The sequence below is a fragment of the Bradyrhizobium sp. genome, assembly GCF_035273305.1.
Taxonomy (GTDB): Bacteria; Pseudomonadota; Alphaproteobacteria; order Rhizobiales; family Xanthobacteraceae; genus Bradyrhizobium.
This window is the reverse complement of record NZ_DATEPI010000299.1, coordinates 19,808-31,607: the sequence shown is the minus strand read 5'-3', so window position 1 is coordinate 31,607 and position 11,800 is coordinate 19,808. Positions and strand designations below refer to the sequence as shown.

The 11,800-nt window shown below is 61.1% G+C and carries 12 protein-coding genes; 9 read left to right on the top strand and 3 right to left on the bottom strand.

The annotated features are described in order from the left end of the window. Positions 1–22: 22 nt before the first annotated feature. Positions 23–688: a hypothetical protein gene (locus tag VJV58_RS19670; RefSeq protein WP_324139038.1), complete on the bottom strand. Its 666-nt coding sequence runs from the start codon at positions 686–688 to the stop codon at positions 23–25. Between the two features lie 203 nt (positions 689–891). On the opposite strand from VJV58_RS19670, the gene VJV58_RS19665 reads away from it, so the two are divergent. From VJV58_RS19665 to VJV58_RS19640, 6 genes are all read left to right on the top strand, one after another. Then, positions 892–1,659 (top strand): 16S rRNA (uracil(1498)-N(3))-methyltransferase, encoded by a 768-nt coding sequence (locus VJV58_RS19665; RefSeq protein ID WP_324139035.1) that lies wholly within the window; start codon positions 892–894, stop codon positions 1,657–1,659. A gap of 156 nt (positions 1,660–1,815) precedes the next feature. Continuing rightward, positions 1,816–2,991: an ATP phosphoribosyltransferase regulatory subunit gene (locus VJV58_RS19660; RefSeq protein ID WP_324139034.1), complete on the top strand. Its 1,176-nt coding sequence runs from the start codon at positions 1,816–1,818 to the stop codon at positions 2,989–2,991. Beyond that, on the top strand, positions 2,988–3,965 hold the full coding sequence (hisG, locus tag VJV58_RS19655; RefSeq protein WP_324139033.1) for an ATP phosphoribosyltransferase: 978 nt from the start codon (positions 2,988–2,990) through the stop codon (positions 3,963–3,965). Before VJV58_RS19660 ends, hisG begins: the two co-directional genes overlap by 4 nt. Before the next feature lie 72 nt (positions 3,966–4,037). Then, positions 4,038–5,084: a glycosyltransferase family 2 protein gene (locus VJV58_RS19650; protein ID WP_324139032.1), complete on the top strand. Its 1,047-nt coding sequence runs from the start codon at positions 4,038–4,040 to the stop codon at positions 5,082–5,084. Beyond that, on the top strand, positions 5,081–5,926 hold the full coding sequence (locus VJV58_RS19645) for a ChbG/HpnK family deacetylase (protein ID WP_324139031.1): 846 nt from the start codon (positions 5,081–5,083) through the stop codon (positions 5,924–5,926). Before VJV58_RS19650 ends, VJV58_RS19645 begins: the two co-directional genes overlap by 4 nt. A 117-nt stretch (positions 5,927–6,043) precedes the next feature. Then, positions 6,044–6,838, top strand: a complete 795-nt coding sequence (locus VJV58_RS19640; RefSeq protein WP_324139030.1) for a DUF2076 domain-containing protein — start codon at positions 6,044–6,046, stop codon at positions 6,836–6,838. A 78-nt stretch (positions 6,839–6,916) separates the two neighbouring features. Here VJV58_RS19640 and VJV58_RS19635 read toward each other — a convergent pair whose 3' ends face one another. Next, positions 6,917–7,720 (bottom strand): L,D-transpeptidase, encoded by an 804-nt coding sequence (locus VJV58_RS19635; RefSeq protein ID WP_324139028.1) that lies wholly within the window; start codon positions 7,718–7,720, stop codon positions 6,917–6,919. 291 nt (positions 7,721–8,011) lie between these two features. On the opposite strand from VJV58_RS19635, the gene VJV58_RS19630 reads away from it, so the two are divergent. Further along, positions 8,012–8,782, top strand: coding sequence for a protein phosphatase CheZ (locus tag VJV58_RS19630; RefSeq protein WP_324139027.1), 771 nt, complete (start codon positions 8,012–8,014; stop codon positions 8,780–8,782). A gap of 78 nt (positions 8,783–8,860) precedes the next feature. Here the strand turns inward: VJV58_RS19630 and VJV58_RS19625 are convergent, their stop codons facing one another. Further along, positions 8,861–9,376: a hypothetical protein gene (locus tag VJV58_RS19625; RefSeq protein ID WP_324139026.1), complete on the bottom strand. Its 516-nt coding sequence runs from the start codon at positions 9,374–9,376 to the stop codon at positions 8,861–8,863. A 321-nt stretch (positions 9,377–9,697) separates the two neighbouring features. Between VJV58_RS19625 and VJV58_RS19620 the strand changes: the two genes are divergently transcribed. Then, a complete protein-coding gene (locus tag VJV58_RS19620) occupies positions 9,698–9,994 on the top strand; it encodes a co-chaperone GroES (protein WP_324139025.1) in 297 nt (98 codons plus the stop codon). Positions 9,995–10,152: 158 nt separating this feature from the next. Further along, on the top strand, positions 10,153–11,799 hold the full coding sequence (gene groL / locus VJV58_RS19615) for a chaperonin GroEL (RefSeq protein WP_324139024.1): 1,647 nt from the start codon (positions 10,153–10,155) through the stop codon (positions 11,797–11,799). Position 11,800 lies beyond the last annotated feature (1 nt).

Here is an 11,800-nt window from a genome sequence, read left to right as displayed (position 1 = left end):
CGCGTCGCTCATGCTTTGGGGATCATCGGGTGAGGACGTTGCCGTTCAAGGTGTCGAACGTGCTGCCGCCCTTCTTGGTCACGGTCGCTTCCGGAAGCGCGGCCGACGAACCAAGCACTTCGCTTAGGCTGGGCCCGGCTGGCGCTCTTTGCTGGGCTTGCTGCGCGGCCGCACACACCTGTTTCTGCATCTTGTCGGTATTCTTGTGCCCGTTCTTTAGCTGGTCGGCGATCTGCGGCGGAATCCCGCATTTCGCGGAGTTGGTCTCGACATAACTGATCATTTTGATCTCGGCCTGCCCGAAATTCTTGATCAGCTTGCAGGCTTCCTCCGGCGATGCGTGACGTTCACTGGCGGCCTTGATTAGCTTGCCACGCTTCTCCGCCTCCTCCCGCAGCGGCATGAACGCTTTCATGCACGCCTCAGCGGCGGCCCCACCCTGCGCTGGCGCAGCCGGCCGCTCGAAGGCCGAACCAGTAACTGGGGCCGCACCGTGCGCCGGAAACGAGCTGGGAGCGGCGCTGATCGAGGCGGTCGGGGCGGCGCCATTGACCGGTGGAAATGCGGGATCGTTCTTGATGGGGGCTTGACCCGGTAACGGCGCCGGAAACGCGCCCTGCGCCCGGACCTGACCGACATGGACGGCTAGAACCGCCATGGTGAGCGGCACAATCAAACGGCGCATGATCAAAGGCAGTTCCTCCGGCAAGCTCATACGGTCCCGAACTTCTACCCGAGAGAAGAGTGATTTCGACCGCTTTTTACGATTCCTGCCGCTTCTTAACAACCCGGCGAATTTGGCAACAGCGCGACGCTACCGCCCCTTCAACCAATTATTGAGGCAATTTTGCTCGATTGGGCTAAAAGGCGGCCGGAATTGGAATGTCGAGCATGCCGCCACATGATTTTCGCCGGCCCCGGTTGTTCGTCGACGCGCCTTTGGCTGCGGGCGGAACTGTTACGCTTGACCGCGACCAGAGCAATTATCTCGGCAACGTGCTGCGTCTTGCGGCAGGGGACACTATTCTGGTGTTCAACGGCCGCGATGGCGAATGGCAGGCTGCGATCGCAGGTCGTAAACGGCCCGACACTCTTACCATCCTTGACCAGAATCGATTGCAGGTTCGTGTGCCGGATCTCACTTATGTCTTCGCGCCGCTGAAACATGCGCGCCTCGATTACATGGTGCAGAAGGCGGTTGAAATGGGAGCGTCATCCCTGCAGCCGGTGCTGACCCGCTTCACGCAGGTTTCAAGGATCAACGGCGGGCGGATGCGCGCCAACGTCATCGAAGCTGCCGAGCAATGCGGCATTCTGAATATAGCAACTGTCGCCGAACCGTTGCCGCTCGATCGTTATCTCGTTGCGCGTCCCGGAGAGCGCCTGCTGGTTTTCTGTGACGAGGCTGCTGAGTCGGCAAGTCCGCTGAAGACGCTGCAAGCATGGGTGACCGCCTCCAACGGGATCGACGTCCTGATCGGTCCCGAAGGCGGGTTTGCCGAGGAAGAGAGGACAATGCTGGCGCGACAGAAGCAAACCTTAACGCTTTCCCTCGGCCCCAGGATACTGCGTGCCGACACCGCGGCCGTAGCCGCGCTTGCCCTGGTCCAGGCGGTCCTGGGGGATTGGGCGGGCAAGGAGGTCGTAAATAAAGACTGATCGCCCACCTTGGCCTTTTGGCGTTCGGCGGGCTGCCGATTTTTGGTCACCCGTTAAGCCACTTGGCCGATCCCTGTCGAAACCGGGCGGCGCGCATGCTAATGCGCTGCCAGCTTATTGTTCCGGAACCCAGTTTCGCCGTATTTGGACTTCGCGATGACCTCGACCGCCGCCCCTCGCGCGACCGGATCCGCCGCATGGGCGGATGCGCTGCTGTTGTCGTTCGCGCAGGCCGGCTACAGCCTGGCCCAGCCGGCGATCCTGCAGCCGGCCGAGCCGTTTCTCGACCTCTCCGGAGAGGACATTCGCAAGAGCCTCTATCTGACCACCGATCCCGGCGGGGAGGAATTGTGCCTTCGTCCCGATCTCACGATTCCCGTCGCGCGCGACTATTTGGCTTCAGCCCGGGCGGGACAGCCGGCTGGCTTCAGTTATCTGGGGCCAGTGTTTCGTCATCGAACTGGCCGCCCCAGCGAATTTCTCCAGGCCGGTATCGAATCTTTCGGACGACAGGATCGTGCGGCAGCCGACGCCGAGATGCTGGCGCTCGCGTTGGAAGCGGCCGCCGTGTTTGGCGTGAATGATCTCGAGATCCGCACTGGCGATGTCGCGCTCTTCATTGCACTGATCGACGCCCTCAATCTTTATCCGGTCTGGCGGCGACGACTGATCAAGGATTTCAATCGCAAGATCAGTCTGGCGCAGGATCTCGAGCGGCTCACGCTTGCGACAGCGCCGAGCAGTAACGAATATGAAGGCGTGCTGGCAGCACTTGCGGGCTCCGATCGCAAGGCGGCGCTGGCCCTGGTCACGGATCTGATGTCGATTGCAGGCACGACCAACGTCGGCGGACGCTCGGTAGCTGAAATCGCCGATCGTTTCCTTGAGCAGTCGACGCTCAAGAGCGGCGCGTTGCCGCGAGACGCGCTTACGTTGATTAAGCGGTTCCTGGCTATCGCGGGTGATCCCGATGAAGCGATCGCGCGTTTGCGGGGGCTTGCCGACGATGCAAAGCTCGACATCTCCGCCGCTATCGATCAATTCGAAAGTCGGATCGGCTTCATGGCTGCGCGCGGAATCGACACCGCCGCCACGCGCTTTTCTACCTCATTCGGACGCGGCCTGGATTATTACACCGGCTTCGAATTTGAACTGCATGCAACGAATGGTGGTCCCGAGCCACTCGTGGCGGGCGGGCGGTATGACGGGCTGATGTCCCAGCTCGGTGCGCAAAGCCCAATTCCTGCGGTCGGATTTTCGGTGTGGGTCGAGGCCTTGACGAAAGCTGACGGCATCTCACGCAGCGGCGCTTCGAACCGGAGCGCACCATGACAACGCCGTTTGTGGTTGCGGTTCCGTCCAAGGGCCGTTTGCAGGAAAACGCAGAAGCCTTCTTCACGCGTGCTGGCCTTGCGCTGGCGAAACCACGCGGCGCGCGCGACTATCGCGGCACCATCAGCGGGCTCGACAACGTCGAAATCGCGTATCTCTCCGCGAGCGAGATCGCGTCGCAGCTCGCGCGCGGTACCGTCCACCTCGGCGTCACCGGCGAAGACCTGGTACGCGAAAGCATTGTCGATGCCGACAAACGCGTGTTGATCATCGACAGTCTCGGATTCGGCAGCGCCAATGTGGTGGTAGCAGTACCGCAGGCCTGGATCGACGTTCGGACCATGGCCGATCTCGACGACGTCACCACCGGCTTCCGCGCGCAACATAACCGACGAATGCGCGTCGCTACCAAATACATCAATCTCACCCGGACATTCTTCGCTTCGCACGGCGTGGTCGATTACCGGATTGTCGAGAGCGCCGGCGCGACCGAAGGAGCACCGGCCGTTGGCACCGCCGAAATGATCGTAGACATTACAACGACGGGCGCAACGCTGGCCGCCAACGGTCTCAAAGTGCTCGACGACGGCGTAATCCTGCGCAGCCAGGCCAATCTCGTCGCCTCAAAGGATGCCGATTGGTCGAACGAGGCTCGCGAGACCGCGCGCGTCATCCTGGATCACATCGCCGCCCGCGCGCGCGCGAGCAAGTACCGCGAGGTCCGCACTCGTTTTAGCGGCTGCAATGAGGCGCTGCTGGCGGAGGCGCATAACCGCTTCGGCGTGGTCTCCCCGTTTGGTGGACCGACGTCGTCGGGAATGGTGACACTGCACTGTCCCCCGGTCCAACTTTACGCGTTAGGCAGCTTCCTGCGCGCGCATGGTGCGGAAACGGTCTCGGTAGCGTCCCTGGATTACGTACTCGACCGCGACAATCCGCTGTTTGCCAAACTCGACTCGTTCCTGCGGCGCTAAGGCCGAGGCCTATCCCGTGGCGACAAGCGGCGGCAATTGCCATATGTATTCATGGGAATTGGAAGCTGAACGATGACCAGCGGTGCCGACGTTTCTGACTTGACCACCTCTGCGGCCACTCCCGCGGCGCAAGGGCTTTCCATCGTTGTGCCTTTGTACAACGAGGCGAGCGGACTGGCGCTTTTGCACCAGCGTTTGATTGCATTGGCGAAGAAGCTTCGCGAGCGCTACCAGCTTGCCTGCGAGGTCGTCTATGTCGATGACGGCAGCACCGATGCCACACCAGTTATCGCGCGCGGACTTGCCCCTGAGGCGCTCGATGTTCAGCTGATCTCGCTCTCGCGCAATTTCGGCAAGGAAGCCGCGTTGATGGCCGGGCTGGACCATGCGCGGCGCGGCGCGGTCCTGTTCATGGATGGCGACGGTCAGCATCCGCCAGATCTGGTGGAGCAACTTGTCTCTCACTGGATCGATGGCGGCTACGACGTGGTCTATACCGCCAAGGCGCACCGCGATAACGAGACGCTGCTGCGGCGAGTTGCCGTGCACGGCTTCTATGCACTGATCAATTGGGGCGCGCGCCAGAAAATCCCGGAGGATGCCGGCGACTTCCGCCTGCTGTCCCCGCGTGCGGTGGCGGCACTGCGACAGCTGCCCGAGCGCAATCGCTTTTTCAAGGGCCTGGCGAGTTGGATCGGTTTCCGGCAAATCCGTGTCGACTATGAGCCGGCGCCGCGCGCCCATGGCGCCACAACGTTCAGCGCTGGCCGCCTGGTCGGGCTTTCGATCGAAGGCCTCACGTCTTTCTCGGTCGCGCCATTGCGTTTCGCCAGCCTGCTCGGGGTGTTGCTCGCAACCATAGCCTTTCTATTCGGGCTTTCGATTCTATGGGAAACCTGGACCACCGGAAAATCCGTCCCCGGCTATCCCTCGCTGGTGATCGGGCTGATGACCATTGGCGGCGTACAACTGATCATGATCGGCATTGTGGGCGAATACATCGGGAAGATTCTCTCGGAGCTGAAGGCACGGCCGATCTATTTCGTTGCCGAGCACACCGTGAAATCGGTCGACGCGGCAAAAAGCACAAGCGCCAGCGAGAGGACTGCCGCCGAATGATCGACGCCGCGCCGCCGCGCCGCATCTGGCTCTGCGCCGACGACTACGGACTCAGCCCTGGGGTTAACCGCGCCATTCGCGATTTGATCGAGCGCCGACGGCTCAACGCGACCTCGGTGATGGTGGTCGGACCTGCAGCCGCCCGCGACGAAATCAAAGCTCTGCAAGCCGCAGCCGCCAGCAATCCGCGCTGCGCCATCGGGCTACACGCGACACTGACGGCGCCGTTTCGGCCGCTGACAATGCATTTCAGACCAACTGATGGCGGCATGTTTCTGACGTATACGAATTTATTGCGCGCAGGCCTGCTGCACAGGCTCGATACTGAAATCGTCCGTGCCGAGTTGATCGTGCAGCTTTCAGCTTTCTCCGAAACGTTCGGACGGACGCCGGACTTTGTGGACGGGCATCAGCACGTGCAACTTTTTCCGCAGGTGCGCGACGCGTTTCTGAAGGCGGTAAAAGCGGCCGCGCCGAACGCCTGGGTTCGTCAAAGCGGACGCAATCAGGTGCTTGCGCGCCGTCTCCGTAGGCCAAAGGCGCTCGTTCTCGATTTCCTCAGCACGCAATTCCGCCGCCGGGCGGCGCGAGCCGGGATAGCGTTCAATCCCGGATTTGAAGGCGCCTATGATTTCTCCGGGCGAGCCGATTTCGGGAATTTGATGCGGGAATTTTTGGACGAGCTGCCGGCGAATGGGGTCATCATGTGTCACCCCGGCTTCGTCGACGATACTCTGGTCAGTCTCGACCCGTTCACAACGGCTCGCGAACGCGAACATGCGTTTCTGGCGAGCGATGATTTCCCGCACCTGCTGGCTACGAACAAGGTCACGTTGACCTGATCGGGCATATAGCCGCAGACGCAGGCTAGCCCACCCAAATTTAATTGGGCGTCGGACTACTCCAGGCCCAAAGCGCCCTTACATTTGCGCCTGCGCTCTCGAAGCGAGGAGAAAGCCATGACGCCGCAAGAACGCCAGATGATCGAGGATCTCTTTGACCGGCTCTCCAGGCTGGAGGGAGCGGCGCGCGATCCGGAGGCGGCCGCCGCGATCACGGAAGGGCTGCGCTCGGCACCTAATGCGCCATACGCGTTGGTCCAGACGGTTCTGGTCCAGGACGAGGCGCTGAAGCGCGCAAACAACCGGATCCAGGAACTGGAATCGGCATCATCGCCGTCGCAAAATCAATCCGGCGGCTTCCTTGATTCCATGCGCGAAACGATATTCGGGCAAGGCCAAGCGCCCCGCGGCTCGGTCCCGAACGTTCCGCCTCCTGAGTCTCCCAGCCGTCCCGTATGGAACAGCGGCCAGGTCATGCAGCAGGCCCAACCAGGACAATATGGTCAGGCTCCTTACGGCCAGCCGTATGGCGCGACGCAAGCCCCTGTCGGCGGCGGCGGCTCGTTTCTGGGAACCGCGGCCGCGGCGGCGGCCGGCATGGTCGGCGGTTCGCTACTGCTTGGCAGCATTCGTTCGATGATGGGCGGCAGTCATCATGGCTTCGGCGATCCCAACGCCTTCGGAAGCACCGCGCAGAGCCAAACTCCCTGGTCCGATCGATCCGGCAGTACTCTCGCGCACGACGCCGGGATAGACGATATCGGTGGCTCGCGGGATCGCGCCGATGATAATTCGCGCGCCGGATTATTTGATACTGCCTCGAACGATGATGACGACGATCGCGGCGACATGGATGACGCCGATATCGACAGCGACGACAGCGACAGTGATGGCGGCAGCGACTACGCCTGATCGACATTAAAGAAGCACAGAAAGCAAACGGCCGCCGGATGAGGGCGGCCGTTTTTTCATTGATTCCGTTTTAGGTCGTCAGATAACGACGACCTTTGCGCCAACGCTGACACGGCCGTACAGATCAATGACATCCTCATTGCGCATCCGGATGCAGCCGGACGAAACATTGGTGCCGATCGTCCACGGCTCGTTGGAGCCGTGGATGCGATAGAGAGATGACCCCAAATACATCGCGCGGGCGCCCAGCGGATTGTCCGGGCCCCCTTCCATGTGGCGCGGCAGATCCGGCCGGCGTGCGAGCATTTGCGGTGGAGGCGTCCAGGCCGGCCATTCCTTCTTTGCCGAAATCTGCTTGACGCCCGACCAGGTGAAGCCGGGTCGGCCCACCCCAATGCCGTAACGCAACGCCCTGCCATCACCCTGCACAAGGAACAGGAATTTGTTCGGTGTATCGATAACAATGGTGCCCGGGCTCTCCTCGCCATGATATTCGACGAGTTGCCTCTCGTACGTTGGATTGAAGGCGGGATGCTCGACTTCTCTCGTATCTTCCTGTTGCCGAATGATGTGCTGCGACGGGACGGGCGACAAGGCCGGACTGCGCTGCTGATATGACGGCTGCTGCTGATAGGCAGGTTGCTGCCGATAGCGTCCGGCTTGAGGAGGTCCGTCACCAAATAGAAACTCGATGAAGCCGCCGCCCATATTGGAGCGCTCTGCAGCGGCCGTTCGTACCGGGATGGCCTGCTCTGCAGATCGATCCGCGTAGATGACGTTCGGTTCGGGAATAGCCGCGGCTTCCATGCAGTTCGCCGGGTGAAATCCGCCGCCAAGACAACAGGCGCCCGCCAAGAGCGCAAAAGTCATTTTTTTGAACATGGACGTACTCTGTACTGTTTCGCCGTGCGAGCGCCCGCATCAGCGCCCTTGCGCATACCAGCTAGAGGTAAAACCGCATCGGTTTGGTAAACGAAAATCGCTTTTCGATTCACCACGCCGACAACTCGGGGCGCTTTCGGCAGCTAGCCTTTATTTTCAATGAACGCCGTTCGGGCATGGTTAATTGTCGGTGTGTGACGACACGCGCGCGCTGCTTCAGTGCCCGCGCGTGAACCCGATGTTAAATCGCAACCGTCTAGAACTGGAGAAGTGAAGGTCAGGAATAGTCTCATGCCGGTGCATCGCAAACGTTTTCGTATCGAAGAAGCTTTCGGCGGCGGTGACGCGGCCATGCCCGCTTTGAGCGACGGCGAAATCGGCCCGATGCATCGCGAGATCATGAACGAACTGCGCGCGATCCGCGCCCAGATGGCCGAGGGCCGCGGGGCTGTCGTGGACAGCATCGAAGCATCGATCCCTCGCGAGCTCGAGTGTGCCCCTGCCTTGCTCGAAACCTATCGCGCGCAAATCGAGCAATGCGAGAAGCTTAAGGTCGAGCTTGACTTGATTTGTGACGCCATCAACCGCACCAAGCGGGAGATCGCGGTTTTGCACGGCACCAGCTTCAACGGCGAGGAGATGGCCAAGGTCAATGGCGAACTCGGTGCGGTGGTCGGCGGCACCGAACACGCCACCCAGCAGATTCTGGAAGCGGCGGAATCCATTGATCAGGCCGCGAGTGCGCTCGGCAAGGTGACGTCGATCGATCAGCAGAAGATCCTCAGCGAGGAAATCCAGGAGCGCGTCGTCTCGATCTTCGAGGCCTGCAACTTCCAGGATCTGACCGGTCAGCGCATCAGCAAGGTAATGACCACGATGAAGTTCATCGAGAACCACATCACCATAATGATGGACATCTGGGGCGGCGTTGATGCCATCAAATCGCACGCACCCGTTCTCGCCGACGCCCGTCAGGGCGACGCCAGGCTATTGAACGGTCCCAAGATCGAAGGCGACGTCGGCCACGCCTCGCAGGATGATATCGACGCCCTGTTCGACTAGTTCAGGCGTTCGATTCGTTCGGACCATTCAGCCGCGATACTGAAAAATTCCACCACACCAGCCGCAACCGAAGCGCCGTCAGGCGCGGGGCGCGCAGCGGACATAGACCATATTGCCGTACCGGGTCGCCGCATCAGGATCGATGAAACGGGTGACCAGAACGCGTCCGTCAAACGATACGATCTCGCGATCCTGCTCGCCACCGGCCGGTCCGGGCGGACCGATATAGTTTTTGCCGCTGGGGCTTCCCTTGAGCCGAAGTTCCTGTGGCGTCGCTTGGTCGGCCAGATGCATCACCACCCCGCCAGCGGACCCGGCGCCGATCACATAAGGTTGCTTGCACTGTGCCTTGGCGGCCGCCTCGGTTCGCGCCCGGTCCGCAGGACTCTGGTACGAGGCTAGGCCCCAGCGCCCGACAATTTCATCGGAGCGGATGCTCGCGGGCATTTCCGGCGTTACAGCAGGCTCAGGGGCGGTCGCGGGAGACGACGACAAGGATGGCAGGCTGTAGCTTCCGCATGCGCCGAGGAACAGCGCTAGCGCCGAAGCAATCCCCAGATTGGCAACCGTCCGCGCGCTAAGTGACCTGACCATGGCATTCCCCCGAGCAAATTTGTGGCCGCACCCGTCCTGCAGCCAAGCGCAAAAAAGCTTTCGGAGCAATGACGTCCAGTAGTCGCGCTGGCGGTCTGATTGTTTTCCGGAAGCATCCTATATCGAACTCACCGACGGATCAGCTGCCCTTTCCTTGACAGGAACAGCATCTGGACATATTTCCGGCCGCACAATTAGCACTCCAGAAGGGCGATTGCCAAGGCTCCGAGCTGTTCTGCCGTTTGCGGCTCGAACGTCGGCGGATGTCAGTGAGCTTTGAATCGCGAGCTGATCCAGAAACGAACTCCAGAAGGAACCGCCATGAGTAAATCCAAATTTCGTCCCCTGCATGACCGCGTCGTGGTCAAACGCGTAAATGCCGAAGAAAAAACCAAGGGCGGCATCATCATTCCGGACACCGCTAAGGAAAAACCCTCGCAGGGTGAAATCACCGCAGTCGGTCCAGGCGGCCGTGACGAAGCCGGCAAGCTGATTCCGATCGACCTCAAGGTCGGCGACCGTGTGCTGTTTGGCAAGTGGTCGGGAACCGAGATCAAGCTCGATGGCGAAGAACTCCTGATCATGAAGGAGAGCGACATCATGGGCGTGCTCGCCTAAGATAAACGCGCGAGCGCCGCGCCTGCGGCCTCGTTGGCTCAAACCAAACAACGATCTCGAAATCGAGACGCATTCACGCGAACATGCCTGTCGCTGTAACGGCCGTACGGCCGGGCAACACCGGGGGAGGCTCTATCAATCACTCAGGAGCGGAAACGATGGCAGCCAAGGACGTTAAATTTTCTGGAGACGCGCGCGATCGCATGATGCGCGGTGTCGATACACTAGCCGATGCGGTGAAGGTGACGCTTGGGCCCAAGGGCCGCAATGTCGTCATCGAAAAGAGCTTCGGCGCGCCGCGCATCACGAAGGACGGCGTGACCGTCGCCAAAGAAATCCAACTCGAGGACAAGTTCGAGAACATGGGCGCGCAGATGCTGCGCGAAGTCGCCTCAAAGACCAGCGACACCGCTGGTGACGGCACCACGACCGCGACCGTATTGGCGCAGGCGATTGTGCGTGAAGGCGCAAAGTCGGTCGCAGCCGGCATGAACCCGATGGACCTCAGGCGCGGTATTGAAATCGCGGTGCAGGCGGTGGTCAAGGATATCGAAAAGCGCGCCAAGCCGGTTGCCTCCTCATCGGAAGTTGCCCAGATCGGCACCATATCGGCCAACGGTGATGCTGCGATCGGAAAGATGATCTCGCAGGCGATGCAAAAAGTCGGCAACGATGGCGTCATTACGGTCGAGGAGAACAAATCACTCGAGACGGAAGTCGACATTGTCGAGGGCATGAAATTCGACCGTGGTTATCTGTCGCCGTATTTCGTCACCAACGCCGAGAAAATGACCGCCGAACTGGAGGACGTCTACGTCCTGCTGCACGAAAAGAAGCTGTCCGGACTTCAGGCGATGCTGCCGGTGCTGGAAGCCGTGGTGCAATCGGGCCGTCCGCTGCTTATCGTCGCGGAGGATGTCGAAGGTGAGGCTCTGGCCACGCTGGTCGTCAACCGCCTGCGCGGTGGCCTCAAGGTCGCCGCGGTGAAGGCGCCGGGCTTTGGCGACCGCCGCAAATCGATGCTGGAAGACATCGCGATCCTGACCGGCGGTCAACTGATCTCGGATGAACTCGGCATGAAGCTCGAAAGCGTGACCATCAATATGCTCGGCCGCGCCCGCAAGGTCGTGATCGACAAGGAAAACACCACCATCGTCAATGGCTCCGGCAAGAAGAAAGACATCGAAGCCCGGGTCGGACAGATCAAGGCGCAGATCGAGGAAACCACCTCTGATTATGATCGCGAGAAGTTGCAGGAGCGTCTTGCCAAGCTGGCCGGCGGCGTTGCCGTCATTCGCGTCGGCGGCGCAACCGAGGTCGAGGTGAAAGAGAAAAAGGATCGGGTCGAGGACGCTCTGAACGCAACCCGCGCGGCCGTGCAGGAAGGCATCGTGGCCGGCGGCGGCGTAGCGCTGCTGCGCGCCAAGAAAGCGGTCGGCCGCATCCACAACGACAACGCAGATGTGCAAGCCGGCATCAACATCGTCCTGAAAGCGCTTGAGGCGCCGGCCCGCCAAATCTCGGAGAACGCCGGGATGGAAGCCTCGATCGTCGTCGGCCGGATCCTCGACGATAAATCGGAGACGTTCGGTTTCGATGCGCAGACGGAAGAGTATGTCGACATGGTAGCCAAAGGCATCATCGATCCGGCCAAGGTGGTGCGCGCCGCCCTGCAGGACGCCGCCTCGATCGCCGCGCTTCTGGTGACCACCGAAGCTATGGTCGCCGAACTGCCAAAGGAGCCGGCACCGCCAATGCCCGGCGGCGGTGGCGGCATGGGTGGGATGGGTGGCATGGGCTTCTAAG

Excerpts from the sequence above, each read along its gene's own strand:
- VJV58_RS19635 (WP_324139028.1), bottom strand. The coding sequence starts at position 7,720 with ATGTTCAAAAAAATGACTTTTGCGCTCTTGGCGGGCGCCTGTTGTCTT.
- VJV58_RS19645 (WP_324139031.1), top strand. The coding sequence starts at position 5,081 with ATGATCGACGCCGCGCCGCCGCGCCGCATCTGGCTCTGCGCCGACGAC.
- VJV58_RS19620 (WP_324139025.1), top strand. The coding sequence starts at position 9,698 with ATGAGTAAATCCAAATTTCGTCCCCTGCATGACCGCGTCGTGGTCAAA.
- groL (WP_324139024.1), top strand. The coding sequence starts at position 10,153 with ATGGCAGCCAAGGACGTTAAATTTTCTGGAGACGCGCGCGATCGCATG.
- VJV58_RS19665 (WP_324139035.1), top strand. The coding sequence starts at position 892 with ATGCCGCCACATGATTTTCGCCGGCCCCGGTTGTTCGTCGACGCGCCT.
- VJV58_RS19650 (WP_324139032.1), top strand. The coding sequence starts at position 4,038 with ATGACCAGCGGTGCCGACGTTTCTGACTTGACCACCTCTGCGGCCACT.
- VJV58_RS19640 (WP_324139030.1), top strand. The coding sequence starts at position 6,044 with ATGACGCCGCAAGAACGCCAGATGATCGAGGATCTCTTTGACCGGCTC.
- VJV58_RS19660 (WP_324139034.1), top strand. The coding sequence starts at position 1,816 with ATGACCTCGACCGCCGCCCCTCGCGCGACCGGATCCGCCGCATGGGCG.
- VJV58_RS19625 (WP_324139026.1), bottom strand. The coding sequence starts at position 9,376 with ATGGTCAGGTCACTTAGCGCGCGGACGGTTGCCAATCTGGGGATTGCT.
- VJV58_RS19630 (WP_324139027.1), top strand. The coding sequence starts at position 8,012 with ATGCCGGTGCATCGCAAACGTTTTCGTATCGAAGAAGCTTTCGGCGGC.
- hisG (WP_324139033.1), top strand. The coding sequence starts at position 2,988 with ATGACAACGCCGTTTGTGGTTGCGGTTCCGTCCAAGGGCCGTTTGCAG.